Genomic DNA, 13113 nt, shown 5'->3' on the forward strand with positions numbered 1-13113 from the left:
TCAGGCGGGTGGGGTGGGCAGGTCTCGGACGAGGTCGCGCAGGGCTGGCAGGTCGATGGTGCCCTCGGGTTCGGTGAGGGCGGTTTCCACGCGGCCCAGGCGTTCGGCGGCCAGGCGTTCGCCGAGGGTCACGTCCAGCGGCAGGAACGTCATCGTCCGGCGTTGGGTGTCGTCCAGTTCGCCGAACAGCGGGTGGAAGACGGCCACATCTACCAGGCCGTCCGCCGGTTGTGCGACGACCCGCACGTCGGCCAGCCGGACGGCTTTCGTGCCCAGGTTGACCGTGACCAGGGTCGGGTCGGGCACGGGCGGGACCGAGTCGTGGTACTCCCAGATCATGTCCTCGGGCGGCGCGGCGGCGGTCCAGGCGTCGGTGTACGGGCGCAGCCTCGGGTCTTCCTGGCCGCTCACCACCAGGGCGTAGATCGCGCGGTGGCCGCGTTCGAGGGAGAAGTGCAGGTCCGGGTGCAGGCCGGCGACCAGGTCGCACAGGTCGTTCTCCACCCGGTGCGGTTCGCCGTCGCCCAGCGCCGCGCTGATCTCGGGCAGCAGGTCGAGCCACCGCCGCCAGAACGCCTCCGCCGCCTCGGCCGGGTTGGGCAGGTGCACGGGCGGGGTGTCGGGTTCGGTGCGTCGGCGCAACCAGCTCATGCGCCCATTGAACTACGCCGGGCGGCGACCGCGAGGAGTTCCGCGGCAGGTCCCACGAGACGCCGCCCGCCGGCCCACACGGCCCGCAGGACGCGCCGCAGGTCCAGCCCGTCCACCGGCACCTCGACCAGCCGGCCGTCGGCCAGGTCGAGGGCGACGGCGAGCACGGACAGCACGGCGGGCGCGACGCCGGCCACGACCGCGCCGCGCACGGCCGTGGTGGAGCCCAGTTCGAGTGCGGGCGGCACCGCGCCGGGCAGGGCCTTGTCGAGGGTGTCGCGGGTGCCGGAGCCGCGTTCGCGCACGACGAGCGGGGTGGCGGCGAGTTCGGTGACGGTCACCGGGCGCTTGGCCCAGCGGTGGCCGGGCGGGACGACGACGGCGAGCCGGTCGACCGCGACCTTGCGGGAGGACAGGCCGGTCACCGCGCCGGGTGCTTCGACGAACCCGAGGTCGGCGGCTCCGTCGTGGAGCAGCCGCAGGACGGTTTCGGAGTTCGTCACGCGCAGGCCGACGTGCAGGTCGGGGTGGGTGCGGCGGAGTTCGCCGATCCACACCGGGGCGAGGTGTTCGGCGACGGTCATGCTGGCCGCGACGCGCAGGCCGGCGTCGCGTTCGGCGCGCAGCGCGTCGGCTGCGGCGAGCAGCCCGGTCACCTCGTCGAGGACGCGCCGGGCGCGTTCGGTGACGACCACGCCCGCCGGGGTGAGCGCGGAGCCGCGCCGGCCCCGGTCGAGCAGGACGAGGCCGAGCCGGCGTTCCAGGGTGGCCAGCCGCTTGCTGGCCGAGGGCTGCGCCACGCCGAGTTCCTGCGCGGCGCGGCCGAGGCTGCCCAGCTCGCCGACCAGCACGAGCAGGCGCAGCGAGGCGAGGTCCGGCGGCTCGGTCATAGCCCCAGGGTATGACTTCATCGCCGGGTGCCGGCTACCGGAGCGCGGCCGTTCGGCCGAACGTGGTGGTGTGCTGATCGCCGCGCTCGTGCTGGGTGTCCTGGTGGGTGGCCGGTTGCCGGACCTGGCGCCGCTCACCCGCAAGCTGCTGCGCGCGGGGGTGGTGCTGCTGGGTCTGCAGTTGTCGCTGCCGCAGCTGCTGGAACTCGGGCCGGGGATCCTGGTCGCCGCGGTGGTGACGGTCGGTGTCACGTTCTTCGGCACGTTGTGGCTGGGCGGGCGGTTGGGGTTGCCGCGCGGGTTGACCTTGTTGGTGGCCAGCGGGTTCTCGATCTGCGGCGCGTCGGCCATCGCGGCGGTGTCGAGCGAGCGGGACGAGGAGCACGTGGCCACCGGCGTGGCGCTGGTCACGCTGTTCGGGACGGCGACGATGGTCGTGCTGCCGCTGCTGGGCGCGTCGCCGGAGTGGATCGGGTTGAGCGTGCACGAGGTGGCGCAGGTGGCCGCCGCGGCGCCCGCGTCCGGGATGGCGACCGCGATGGCGGTGAAGCTGAGCCGGGTGGTGCTGCTCGCGCCGATCGTGGCCGGGGTGAGCCGGCAGCGCGGGCCGGTGGTGCCGTTGTTCCTGGTCGGGTTCTTGGCGATGGTCGCGCTGCGGTCGACCGACGTGCTCCCTTCGGGGTTGCTGGACGGCACCAAGACCTTGACCACGGTGTTGTTCGCGGCGGCGATGTTCGGGCTGGGCACGGCGGTCCGGCCGCGCGCGCTGCTCGCGACCGGGCCGCGCGCCCTGCTGCTGGGTCTGCTGGCGACGGTCCTGGTGTGCTCGGTGGGCTACCTGTCGCTGCGCGTGGTGTGAGCGCGCAGCAGGTCGGCGTTGAGCCGGGCGATGGTGGTCAGGGGGATTCCCTTGGGGCACGCCGCGGTGCACTCGCCGGTGTTGGTGCAGCCGCCGAACCCGAGCGCGTCGTGCTCGGCGACCATGTCGCGGGCCCGCGAGTACCGCTCCGGCTGTCCTTGTGGCAGCACGCCGAGGTGGGTGGCCTTCGCGGCGGTGAACAGCATCGCCGACCCGTTGGGGCACGCGGCGACGCACGCGCCGCACCCGATGCACGCCGCCGCCTCGAACGCGGTGTCCGCGTCCGGTTTCGGCACGGGGGTGGCGTGCGCGTCGGGTGCGCTGCCGGTGGGCACGCTGACGTACCCGCCGGCGGCCACGATCCGGTCGAACGCGCTGCGGTCCACGACCAGGTCGCGCACGACCGGGAACGGGTCGGCGCGCCACGGCTCGACGGTCAGCACGTCGCCGTCCTCGAAGCTGCGCAGGTGCAGTTGGCACGCGGTGGTCGCCTTCTGCGGGCCGTGCGCGACGCCGTTGATCATCACGCCGCACATGCCGCAGATGCCTTCGCGGCAGTCGTGGTCGAACGCCACGGGGTCCTCGCCGGCGAGGACCAGCCGTTCGTTGAGGACGTCCAGCGCTTCCAGGAACGACATGTCCGCCGACAGGTCGTCCAGCGGGTACTCCACCAGCCGCCCGGTCGCGCCGCTCTGCCGCCAGATCCGCAAGGTGAGTTTCACGCGTAGCTCCGGGTGCTCGGCTGGACGTGCTCGAAAACGAGGTCTTCCTTGTGCAGCACGGGTTCTGCGCCGGTCCACGCCCACGCCGCGACGTAGGAGAACCGGGCGTCGTCGCGGCGCGCCTCGCCGTCCGGGGTCTGCGACTCGGACCGGAAGTGGCCGCCGCAGGACTCCTCGCGGTGCAGCGCGTCCACGCACATCAGCTCGGCCAGTTCGAAGAAGTCCGCGACCCGGCCGGCCTTCTCCAGCTCCTGGTTGAGCCGCGCGCCCGTGCCGGGCACCTTGACCCGCTGCCAGAACTCCTCGCGCAGCTCCGGGATGCGCTCCAGCGCCTTGCGCAGCCCGGCCTCGTTGCGCTCCATGCCGCACTCGTCCCACATCAGGCGCCCCAGCTCGCGGTGGAACGACTCGACCGTGCGGTCGCCGTCCACCGCGAGCAGGGTCTTCACCCGGCCGCGCACCTCGGACACGGTGTCCGCCACGGTCGGGTGGTCCTCGGAGAGTGGTTCGAAGGGCGCGTCGGCCAGGTAGTCGCCGATCACGCCGGGCAGCACGAAGTAGCCGTCGGCCAGGCCCTGCATGAGCGCGCTCGCGCCCAGCCGGTTCGCGCCGTGGTCGGAGAAGTTCGCTTCGCCGATCACGTACAGGCCGGGGATGTTGGAGCGCAGGTCGTAGTCGACCCACAGGCCGCCCATCGTGTAGTGCACGGCCGGGTAGATGCGCATCGGCACCCGGTACGGGTCTTCGCCGGTGATGCGCTCGTACATCTCGAACAGGTTGCCGTAGCGCTCCTCCACGGCGTGCGCGCCCAGGCGTGTGATGGCGTCGGCGAAGTCGAGGTACACGCCGCGTTTCTCGTCGGAGATGTTCTTCGCCGCGCGGGACGCGATGTCGCGTGGCACGAGGTTGCCGAACGCCGGGTACATGCGCTCCAGGAAGTAGTCGCGTTCGCCTTCCGGGATGTCGTTGGGGGAACGCGGGTCCTGCGCGTTCTTCGGCACCCACACGCGGCCGTCGTTGCGCAGTGACTCGCTCATCAGCGTCAGCTTCGACTGGTGGTCGCCGCTGATCGGGATGCACGTCGGGTGGATCTGGGTGAAGCACGGGTTCGCGAACAGCGCGCCGCGGCGGTGCGCGCGCCAGATCGCGGTGGTGTTGCAGCCCTTGGCGTTCGTGGACAGGTGGAACACGTTGCCGTAGCCGCCGGTCGCGAGCACGACGGCGTCCGCGAAGTGCGTCGACACCGCGCCGGTGACCAGGTCGCGCACCACGATCCCGCGCGCCCGCCCGTCGACCACCAGCAGGTCCAGCATCTCGGTGCGGGGGTGCATCTCCACCCGGCCGGCGCTGATCTGGCGTTCCAGCGCCTGGTACGCGCCCAGGAGGAGTTGCTGCCCGGTCTGGCCGCGCGCGTAGAACGTGCGGGAAACCTGCGCGCCGCCGAAAGACCTGGTGTCCAGCAGGCCGCCGTACTCGCGGGCGAACGGCACGCCCTGGGCCACGCACTGGTCGATGATCTCGACGCTGACCTGCGCCAGCCGGTGCACGTTCGACTCGCGGGCGCGGAAGTCGCCGCCCTTGACGGTGTCGTAGAACAGGCGGTGCACGCTGTCGCCGTCGTTGCGGTAGTTCTTGGCGGCGTTGATCCCGCCCTGCGCGGCGATGCTGTGCGCGCGGCGCGGGCTGTCCTGGTAGCAGAACGACTTCACCTGGTAGCCCAGCTCGCCCAGGGTGGCGGCGGCCGAACCGCCCGCGAGGCCGGTGCCCACGACGATCACGCTGCGGTTGCGGCGGTTGGCCGGGTTCACCAGGCGGGCGGAGAACCGGCGGCGGTCCCAGCGGCTCTCGATCGGGCCGTCCGGCACGCGCTGGTCGCGGATCGGCCGGCCTTCGGTGTACCGGGGCAGGTCGGAGGGCTTGTCAGAGGGCATGTCAGCTCACCAATCCGGTGAAGACGGCGAAGGGAACGGAAAGGAAACCGGCGCAGATCACGACCGCCGCGGCCAGGCCCGCCACCCGCGAGGTGGTCACGCCCAGCGTCCGGGTCGCGCTCCACACCCCGTGCCGGATGTGGAAACCGAGCGCGAGCACGGCCGCCGTGTAGGCCAGCACCACGTACCAGTGCTGGAAGTCGGCGACGACGTTGGCGTGGATCGCGCCGTGCACGCCGTTCGGGTTGAGCCACCCGACCGTGAGGTCGAGCAGGTGGTAGACCACGAACAGCCCGATGATCACGCCGCCCCACCGCATCGTGCGCGCGGCGTAGGAGCCCTGCACGACCCGGCGGTGTTCGTAGCGGCCACGGGCTTTGCGGGCGCGCGCCGTCAACTGGTAGGCGGCGACGAAGTGCAGGACGACGCACGCGAGCAGCCCGGCCCGTACCGGCCAGACCACGCCGATGTCGCGCAGGAACTTGCCGTACGCGTCGAGCGTGCCGGGCCCGGCGAAGATCGACAGGTTCCCGAGCATGTGCACGATGACGTAGAGGAACATCACGGCCCCGGTGACCGCCATGACGGCCTTCTTGCCGATCGTGCTGCGGTAGAGCCGGATCGTGTCCACGCCTCGAAGCTAGGAACCCGGCCGACAAGTCGTCCAATACATGGTGAGCTGCTTGACGATAGCCTGGGGCTATGACGCTCCAGCAGCTCGCATACTTCCTGGCAGTGGCCCGGACGCGGCACTTCACCAAGGCCGCCGAGGAAGTCCGTGTGGCGCAGCCCTCACTCTCCAAGCAGATCCACGCGCTGGAGAAGGAACTGGGCGCGGAGCTGTTCAGCCGGGCGCGCGGCAACATCACGCTCACCCCCGCCGGCGAGGCGCTGCTGCCGGTCGCCAACCGGATCCTGTCCGATGTGGACACCGCGCGGCTGGAGGTCGCGGAGCTGGTCGGGCTGCGCCGGGGCCGGGTGCGGGTCGGCGCCACGCCGAGCCTGTGCGTGAGCCTGTTCGCCGACGTCATCAAGCGCTACCACGACGCCTACCCCGGCATCCGGGTGTCGGTCACCGAAGGCGGGTCGCGGGACCTGGTGGCCGCGCTGGAGGCGGGCGACCTCGACCTGGCGCTGGTCATCGTGTCGCCGGCCGACGCCAACCGGGCGCTCACCGTCCAGCCCGTCCTGCGCGAGGAACTCGTGGTCGCGTCCGCCGAACCGCTCGGCGTGCCCCGGCTGCGCCTGCCGGAGCTGGCAGAGCACCCGCTGGTGATGTTCCGGCCCGGCTACGACCTGCGCGAGACGACGCTCGCCGCGTGCCGCCGGGCCGGGTTCGAGCCCCAGTTCGCGGTGGAGGGCGGCGAGATGGACGCGGTGCTGCGGTTCGTCGAGGTCGGGTTGGGGGTGGCGATCGTGCCGAGCACGGTGCTGGCCACCCGGTCGCTGCACGGCACGCCGCTCGCGCCCAGCACCACCCGCACGGTCGGGCTCGCGCACCGGACGGACGTCGCCCCGACCACCGCCGCGCGGGCGTTCCAGAACGTGCTGCTGGGCTTCCTGCGCGGAGCCCGGATGCCGGCGGGCGTGCACCTGGCCGGGTCGTAGGCTCGGCGGGTGCTCATCCGACGCGAGACACCCGACGACGTCCAGGCCATCACCGACGTCACCGACGCCGCCTTCGCCGCGCACCCCGGCGGCGAGACCTGGCTGGTCAGCGAACTGCGCGCGGACTCCGGCTGGATCCCGGAGCTGTCGCTGGTCGCCGAATCCCCGGAGGGCGCGGTGATCGGGCACGTGGTGTGCACGCGGGCCGCGCTCAACGACGGCCCGGCGCTCGGGCTCGGGCCGCTCAGCGTGCACCCGGACCACCAGCGGCGCGGCGTCGGCAAGGCCCTCGTGCACGCGGTGCTCGGCGCGGCCGACGCGCTCGGCGAGCCCCTCGTGGCGCTGCTCGGCAACCCCGCCTACTACTCCCGGTTCGGTTTCCGGCCCGCCGCCGACCTGGGCGTCGACGCGCCCAGCCCGGAGTGGGGCGCGCACTTCCAGGTGCGGACCCTGCACGCCTACCGCCCCAACCAGCGCGGCGCGTTCCGGTACGCGGAGCCGTTCGAACGGCTGTGACGGCGGAGGGCTCCCGCCGGGCGTGGCGGGAGCCCTCCGGGCGCAGCGGCTAGGACAGGGCGAACGCGACCGCCGCCGTGGCGGTGAAGTCGATCGCCGGCTCCGAACTCGGCCACGACCTCAGCTCGTCGACGAACCGCGACGCCGACGAGTCGAACTCCTTCGTGTACGGCTTGGCGCACGCGATCGCGCCCGCCGGCATCTCGCCGAGGTCCGCGAACAGCTTCGCGTCGTTCGGCCCGTTGATCACCGCGCCGACCAGCACGCGCTTGCCGCCGTTCGGGTCGCCGGACAGGTTCGCGGCCTGGTGGTGCGGGCACTGCGGGAACGTGCTGCCGACCCCGACCACCAGCGTGGTGCCCCACGCGTTCGCGCCCAGCGTGAAGTTGCGCTGCCGCACGCCGAACGCGTCGAACGACTTGTCGCCGGTCAGGTCGCGGAACAGCCGCGCGGTCGCGGCGAAGCCGAAGCTGCGGGTGGCCGCGTCGAACGCCGCCACGTTCGCGGCGGTGCGGAACGGGCTGCGCGCCGCGCTGTCCACACCGGACTGGAGCCGGCGGCGGAGGTCGCCGACCAGCTGGGCCTCGGTCACCTCCGCGCCGGGGACGCCCGCGCGCAGCAGCTTGGCCAGGTCGTAGTGGCCCAGCGCGCTGGTGTTGTAGACGTTGAGCGTGTCGGTGTCACCACTGGCCAGGTAGACCTTCGCCCAGTGCGTGGCGGCCTTGGCCCAGCCCGCCGACCGGGGGTCGGCGAGCGCCCGGCCCGCCAGCGCGAGCTGGGTGGCGCCGAACTCCAGGTCGTCGGCCCACGAGTTCTCGGGGTAGTAGGCGTGCGGGAACGCCGACACCAGTTCGCCCACGTCGGTCGTCTTGGCCAGGGCGAACAGCGCCGCCGCCTGCTCCAGGTGGGAGCGGGCCAGGTCCGGGTCGCGGCGCGCCTCGACCTGCGCGGCCAGCGCGAACGACGCGGTCACCCGGCCGACCAGGTTCGGGCTGATCTTCTCGCCCGGCTTGTTGGCGCGGAACACCGGGCGGTTCTTGATGAAGTACTTCTCGTCGCCCGGCTTGACGGTGAGCTTGTCGTCGTCCTCGGGCAGCCGCCACACGTCGTGGTCGCCGACGAAACCGTGCTCGGCGCTGCCGGTGCCGATGCCGACCTGGGCGTAGAGCACCTTCGCGTCGGCGTCCCACACCTTGTCCAGCCAGCGCAGGCCGAACTTCGTCTCGGCCGCGAGCGCCGGGGTCTCCCGCTCGCGCTGCGCGAACAGCAGGGACGCCGTGGCGTAGGCGGAGGCGTGGGTGAACTTCACGAAGTCGCCGGCGTCGAACCAGCCGCCCTCGACGTCCGCGGTCGGGCCGGCGGGCTTGAGCGGCGCGGCGAGTTCGTCGCCGCCCTCGCCGCGGAAGACCGGCGTCTCGTAGACGGTCGCCTTGCGGTCGGTGAGGTGCGCGGCCTTGCGGCCCAGCCGCCCGGGGATGACGTCCGCGCCGTCACGCTGCGCCTGGAAGAACTCCACGGTGGCGTCGGCGACCGGGGCGAACAGGCCGTCGGCGACCTTGAACGCGGGCGACGTCGCGCCGCCCGCCTTGACCCGGTACGTGCCCGCCTTGGTGAGCCCGGAGAAGTCGATCGGCTGCACCGCGCCGAACTTCGCGCTCCACTTGCCCAGCGACTTGCCGACCTGCCCGGACAGCGCGGTCTTGCCGGCCGCGTCCACCACCGTGAACTTGCCGGACACCGCCGAGGGCGCGATCAGGTACGCCTGCTTCGCCTCGGCCGTCCCGTACCCGACCTGGTCCACCCGCACCTGAGGGGCCGACGCCTTGGCCGACACGTCGGCAGCCGACCCACCGACAGCCGACCCACCGGGCTCCGCCTGGGCGGGGGTCACCGCCACCGAACCGATCAAGGCGAACGCCAGCGCCCAACGTGGGAACCGCATGGAACCTCCGCTCCGGCCGGCGGCGGTGGCCTTAAGTAAAGAAACTTCCCTAATTACCGGAAGACTAGCCGCCGACCCGACCGGTTACCAGCCCTCGGGCGGCTCCAGGAACGCCTTCCCGGTGTCGCGGGTCAGCGCCAGCGCCCGGCGCACCCACCCGGCGTTCGCGCCCGCCATCCCGCACGCCGGGGTCGGCAGCGCGTGCGTGGCGAGGATCGAGCGCGGGAAACCCAGCCGGTCCACCAGGTCCAGCGCCGGCTTCGCCACCTCGCGCAGGGTCGGCGGGCGGCCCGGGTCGAGGCTCGGGGTCAGACCGAGGAACAACGTCGTGCGCTCCTCCCACGCCTCCCCGATCTCGTCCCACATCCCGGCGTCCAGGACGGACACGTCGAACGAGACCGCTTTCGCGCCCGCACCGCGCAGCAGCGAGATCGGCGGCTTCGACGCGCAGCAGTGCACCACGACGTCCACGCCGATCCCCTCGATCACCGACTCCAGCAACGCGCGCGCGTCGGGTTCCGGGACCGCGGCGACCGTGCCGAGCTTCGACGGCGTGGGCAGCAGCCCGCGCAGCACGGCGGGCAGCGTCGGCTCGTCGAGCTGCACGACCACCCGCGCGCCGGTCCGCTTGGCCACCTCGGCCGCGTGCCGGGCCAGGCCCTCGGTCAGCGACGCGGCGAACTCGCGCAGCGCGCCCTTGTCGGTGAGCACCCGGTGGCCGCGCATCAGCTCGATGCCGGCGGTCAGCGTCCACGGCCCGGCCGCCTGGATTTTCACGGTAGCGGGCGTCAGACCGTCGGCCGCCTCCTCGAACGCGTCGAGGTCGCGGCGCAGGAAGTCCACCCCGCGGCGGTGGTCCTTGCCGGGGTGCGCGGCGGTCCGGTAGCCGGCCGTCACGACCTCCACCGGCAGGTCGACCAGGAGGGCCGCGGTGCGGCCGATGATGTCCGCACCGACCCCGCGCGCGGGCAGTTCGGGCAGGTGGGGGAGGTCGGGCAGCTCGCCCAGGACGATCCGCGCGGCCTCCAGCGGGTCGGTTCCGGGCAGGGAGCCGATGCCGGTAGCGGCGCCGGCGGGCCAAGGTGCGTCATCCACGGGGCACAGTCTCCCACCCCCGTTTCCGACCCGGTCAAAACTGAAAAGGTCTAGACCCATTGACGAGGTGGTCTAGGCCACCTACCGTCACCTTGTCGGTGCTGACAGTTGCGACGGCACCGCACACGACGTGGTGTGGGGGCGTGCCGCGCCCCGCGCTCCCGCACCACTTCCAAACCCGTCCCCCTGCCACGGGAGCAAGTGCGATGTCGAACAAGCGCAAGAGCCTGGCCGCCCTCGCGGCCGGAGTCGCCGCGGTGGCGACCACGGGCCTCGTCCTGGTCGCGCCGGCGGGCGCAGCCGCGTCACCCACCGCCGTGTTCAGCCAGGACTCCTCGTGGGGTTCCGGCTACCAGGGCAAGTACACCATCACCGCCGGCAGCGCGCAGCTGTCCGGCTGGAAGCTGGAGTTCGACCTGCCGTCCGGCACCAAGCCCGGTTCCTACTGGGACGCCACGCTGGCCAGCTCCGGCAACCACCACACGTTCACCAACCGCGAGTACAACGGCACCCTCGCGGCGGGCGCGTCCGCCTCGTTCGGGTTCCTGGCGAGCGGCACCGGACTGCCGGCCAACTGCAAGCTCAACGGCCAGCCGTGCGCGGGCGGAACCACCACGACCACGACGACCACCACGACGACGTCGACCACGACCTCCACGACGACGTCCACCACGACGAGCAGCAGCACCACCACGACCCTGACGACGACCACCTCGACTCCCCCGCCCGGCAGCCTCAAGTCCGCGCCCTACGTGGACATCACGATGCCGACGCCGTCACTGGAGTCGATGGCCCGCGCGACCGGCCAGAAGGTGTACACGCTGGCGTTCGCGCTCGCCGACAGCTCCGGCTGCAACCCGTCGTGGGGCGGCACGCTCCCGTTGAACGACAGCCGGATCATCAACGACGTCAAGGCGTTGAAGGCGCTCGGCGGCGACGTGATCGTGGCGACCGGCGGCGCGGCGGGCCCGTACCTGGAGTACACCTGCTCCACGGCCGACGCCCTGGTCGGCGCGTACAAGAAGGTGCTCGACGCGGTCGGCAGCAACCACCTGGACGTGGACGTCGAGGCGTCCATCCCGCACGACCTGGTCAACACGGCGCTGAAGAAGCTCCAGACCGAGCGCGGGACGGCGATCAGCTACACGATGCGCGTGCAGGGCGACGACTACGGCATGGACCCGTACTCGGTGCAGATCCTGCAGAACGCGGCGGCCAAGGGCCTCACCGTGCTGGTGAACCCGATGACCATGGAGTTCGGCTCGTCGCGGGCCGACTGGGGCGACGCGGTGATCGCGGCGGCCGAGGCGTCGCTGAAGCAGATGAAGACCATCTGGCCGGCGAAGTCCGACGCGGAACTCAAGCGCCTGCTGGGCGTGACCCCGATGATCGGCCGCAACTACAACGGCAAGATCTTCACCCAGGCACACGCCAACAAGCTGGTGTCGTGGGCGAACTCGAACAAGATCGGCCTGCTCGGGTTCTGGTCGGTCGGCCGCGACAACGGTTCCTGCCCGGGTGGCGGCATCTCGCCGACGTGCAGCAGCATCTCCCAGTCGCAGTACGAGTTCACGAACATCTTCAAGGGCTTCACTCAGTAATCCCTGCACGGCGGCGGGGGTGGGCGAACGCACATCGCCTACCCCCGCCGCCCTCTTTCCAGGGTCCGGCAGACCGGCCGACGCCCGTGTACCGCGTGTTGAAGCCTCCGCAGTGGGGGCCGTGACGACCCGCATCCGCCCGTTCTGGGTAGGGCCACCCCCGCGTAGGCGGGGAAGACCGCACTGAACGCGAGGCCGAGCGGCAGCGCGACGGAACACCCCCGAGTGTGCGGGGAAGAACCTCGCGGACAGGTCGGGCACGACCGGCGTACGAGCACTATCCGAACAGGACCAGCAGGCCGACGCCGATGAGCACCACGGGCAGCAGGACCGTGCCCCACCTGGACAGCCGGTCCGCCACGGCTCGGCGCGTCGCGAAGTAGTACCCCGCCGCGCACCACACCGCCACCAGCGCCAGGAACACCACGACGTACAGGACGATCCCCGTCGTGGCGAACACCGGCACGTACACGCCGATGTTGTCGCCGCCGTTGGCGAACGTCACGGCCGCCACGGCCAGGACGCCCTCCGCCGACGGCTCCTCGTCGTCTCCCCCGCGCCACGCCCGCCACGCCGCCCTCAACCCCAGGGCGATGGGCAGCAGCCCCAGGTACGGCAGCGATTCCGGCGGCAGCAGGGTCGCGCCGAGCGCTGCGGCGACGGCCGCCACCAGGATGCCGGTGAACCCCAGGTACTGGCCCAGGACCACTTTCGCCCGCGGCACGCCCTGGGCGAAGAACAGGGCCAGGACGAGCAGGTCGTCCACGTTCGTCACGGCGAACAGCGCGACCGCCCGACCGATCTCGACCAGCATCAGAACAGCGGGGTGAAGTGGATCTTGAACGCCGGGTCCGGCTCCGCGCGGGTCGAGGCGGCGAGCCAGTACTCGCCCGGCCGCACGATCGCCCCCGCGTAGCAGTTGCGCTCGCCGCCGGTGTCCAGCACGCCGACGCGCTCCGCCGGCGGGTTCTCCGGCCCGACCAGCAGCTCCACGTCCGAGGTGAGGCCGGTGTCCACGTAGACGGCGACGAACCCGAGCACGTCGGCCCGGTACACGGTGTTCAGCCGCCCGTCGGTGCGCGGCCGACCGATGCCGAGGGGCTCGGCCCGGCGCTCCAGGGCCGTCACGGCGCTGTCCGCGGCGGCCGTCAGCGCCGCCACCCGGGCCACGTCGGCGAGCAGCGGCCGGACCGCCTCGACCTGCGCCGTCAGGGCGGCCACCTGGCGTTCCAGCCCGGCCAGCCGGTCCTGGAGCTGTTCCTCGCGCCGCTTCGCCCCGAACACCCGACCTCCTACAG

The 13113-nt window shown here is 72.4% G+C and carries 13 protein-coding genes; 4 read left to right on the forward strand and 9 right to left on the reverse strand.

Going from position 1 to position 13113, the window contains the following annotated elements; all coding sequences use genetic code 11:
* Both AC0HI0_RS27740 and AC0HI0_RS27745 read right to left on the reverse strand, forming a co-directional pair.
* Window positions 1-651, reverse strand: a complete 651-nt coding sequence (locus AC0HI0_RS27740) for a hypothetical protein (RefSeq protein ID WP_480926434.1) — start codon at window positions 649-651, stop codon at window positions 1-3.
* On the reverse strand, window positions 648-1541 hold the full coding sequence (locus AC0HI0_RS27745; RefSeq protein ID WP_480926435.1) for a LysR family transcriptional regulator: 894 nt from the start codon (window positions 1539-1541) through the stop codon (window positions 648-650). The genes AC0HI0_RS27740 and AC0HI0_RS27745 overlap by 4 nt, the downstream gene beginning before the upstream one ends.
* 70 nt (window positions 1542-1611) lie before the next feature.
* Between AC0HI0_RS27745 and AC0HI0_RS27750 the strand changes: the two genes are divergently transcribed.
* A complete protein-coding gene (locus AC0HI0_RS27750; RefSeq protein ID WP_480926436.1) occupies window positions 1612-2400 on the forward strand; it encodes a YeiH family protein in 789 nt (262 codons plus the stop codon).
* Here AC0HI0_RS27750 and AC0HI0_RS27755 read toward each other — a convergent pair.
* The 3 genes from AC0HI0_RS27755 to AC0HI0_RS27765 are packed head-to-tail and all read right to left on the reverse strand — an operon-like array spanning window position 2376 to window position 5684.
* The gene (locus tag AC0HI0_RS27755) at window positions 2376-3122 is read right to left on the reverse strand and encodes a succinate dehydrogenase/fumarate reductase iron-sulfur subunit (RefSeq protein WP_480926437.1); all 747 of its coding nucleotides are present in this window, start codon (window positions 3120-3122) and stop codon (window positions 2376-2378) included. The two genes, AC0HI0_RS27750 and AC0HI0_RS27755, sit on opposite strands and share 25 nt — an antisense overlap.
* A complete protein-coding gene (locus AC0HI0_RS27760; RefSeq protein ID WP_480926438.1) occupies window positions 3119-5053 on the reverse strand; it encodes a fumarate reductase/succinate dehydrogenase flavoprotein subunit in 1935 nt (644 codons plus the stop codon). The genes AC0HI0_RS27755 and AC0HI0_RS27760 overlap by 4 nt, the downstream gene beginning before the upstream one ends.
* Before the next feature lies 1 nt (window position 5054).
* A complete protein-coding gene (locus AC0HI0_RS27765) occupies window positions 5055-5684 on the reverse strand; it encodes a succinate dehydrogenase cytochrome b subunit (protein ID WP_480926439.1) in 630 nt (209 codons plus the stop codon).
* A gap of 71 nt (window positions 5685-5755) precedes the next feature.
* Here AC0HI0_RS27765 and AC0HI0_RS27770 point away from each other — a divergent pair, with 71 nt between their 5' ends.
* Together AC0HI0_RS27770 and AC0HI0_RS27775 are read left to right on the forward strand one after the other, a co-directional pair.
* On the forward strand, window positions 5756-6661 hold the full coding sequence (locus tag AC0HI0_RS27770; protein WP_480926440.1) for a LysR family transcriptional regulator: 906 nt from the start codon (window positions 5756-5758) through the stop codon (window positions 6659-6661).
* A 9-nt stretch (window positions 6662-6670) separates the two neighbouring features.
* Window positions 6671-7177 carry a GNAT family N-acetyltransferase gene (locus AC0HI0_RS27775; protein ID WP_480926441.1) on the forward strand — a complete coding sequence of 169 codons (507 nt, stop codon included), beginning with the start codon at window positions 6671-6673 and terminating at the stop codon, window positions 7175-7177.
* 49 nt (window positions 7178-7226) lie between these two features.
* Here AC0HI0_RS27775 and AC0HI0_RS27780 read toward each other — a convergent pair whose 3' ends face one another.
* Both AC0HI0_RS27780 and AC0HI0_RS27785 read right to left on the reverse strand, forming a co-directional pair.
* Complete coding sequence (locus AC0HI0_RS27780; protein ID WP_480926442.1) at window positions 7227-9119, reverse strand: glycoside hydrolase family 9 protein; 1893 nt, start codon at window positions 9117-9119, stop codon at window positions 7227-7229.
* An 84-nt stretch (window positions 9120-9203) separates the two neighbouring features.
* Window positions 9204-10214: a methionine synthase gene (locus tag AC0HI0_RS27785; protein WP_480926443.1), complete on the reverse strand. Its 1011-nt coding sequence runs from the start codon at window positions 10212-10214 to the stop codon at window positions 9204-9206.
* Between the two features lie 206 nt (window positions 10215-10420).
* Between AC0HI0_RS27785 and AC0HI0_RS27790 the strand changes: the two genes are divergently transcribed.
* On the forward strand, window positions 10421-11815 hold the full coding sequence (locus AC0HI0_RS27790) for a cellulose binding domain-containing protein (protein ID WP_480926444.1): 1395 nt from the start codon (window positions 10421-10423) through the stop codon (window positions 11813-11815).
* Window positions 11816-12092: 277 nt separating this feature from the next.
* Here AC0HI0_RS27790 and AC0HI0_RS27795 read toward each other — a convergent pair whose 3' ends face one another.
* Both AC0HI0_RS27795 and AC0HI0_RS27800 read right to left on the reverse strand, forming a co-directional pair.
* The gene (locus AC0HI0_RS27795; protein WP_480926445.1) at window positions 12093-12629 is read right to left on the reverse strand and encodes a cadmium resistance transporter; all 537 of its coding nucleotides are present in this window, start codon (window positions 12627-12629) and stop codon (window positions 12093-12095) included.
* Window positions 12629-13099, reverse strand: a complete 471-nt coding sequence (locus AC0HI0_RS27800; protein WP_480926446.1) for a hypothetical protein — start codon at window positions 13097-13099, stop codon at window positions 12629-12631. Before AC0HI0_RS27800 ends, AC0HI0_RS27795 begins: the two co-directional genes overlap by 1 nt.
* Between the last annotated feature and the right edge of the window lie 14 nt (window positions 13100-13113).

This window comes from Saccharothrix sp. NBAS 001 (assembly GCF_056640475.1).

Coding starts and splice junctions, on each gene's coding strand:
- AC0HI0_RS27740 (WP_480926434.1), bottom strand. CDS start 651: ATGAGCTGGTTGCGCCGACGCACCGAACCCGACACCCCGCCCGTGCAC.
- AC0HI0_RS27745 (WP_480926435.1), bottom strand. CDS start 1,541: ATGACCGAGCCGCCGGACCTCGCCTCGCTGCGCCTGCTCGTGCTGGTC.
- AC0HI0_RS27760 (WP_480926438.1), bottom strand. CDS start 5,053: ATGCCCTCTGACAAGCCCTCCGACCTGCCCCGGTACACCGAAGGCCGG.
- AC0HI0_RS27770 (WP_480926440.1), top strand. CDS start 5,756: ATGACGCTCCAGCAGCTCGCATACTTCCTGGCAGTGGCCCGGACGCGG.
- AC0HI0_RS27780 (WP_480926442.1), bottom strand. CDS start 9,119: ATGCGGTTCCCACGTTGGGCGCTGGCGTTCGCCTTGATCGGTTCGGTG.
- AC0HI0_RS27790 (WP_480926444.1), top strand. CDS start 10,421: ATGTCGAACAAGCGCAAGAGCCTGGCCGCCCTCGCGGCCGGAGTCGCC.
- AC0HI0_RS27795 (WP_480926445.1), bottom strand. CDS start 12,629: ATGCTGGTCGAGATCGGTCGGGCGGTCGCGCTGTTCGCCGTGACGAAC.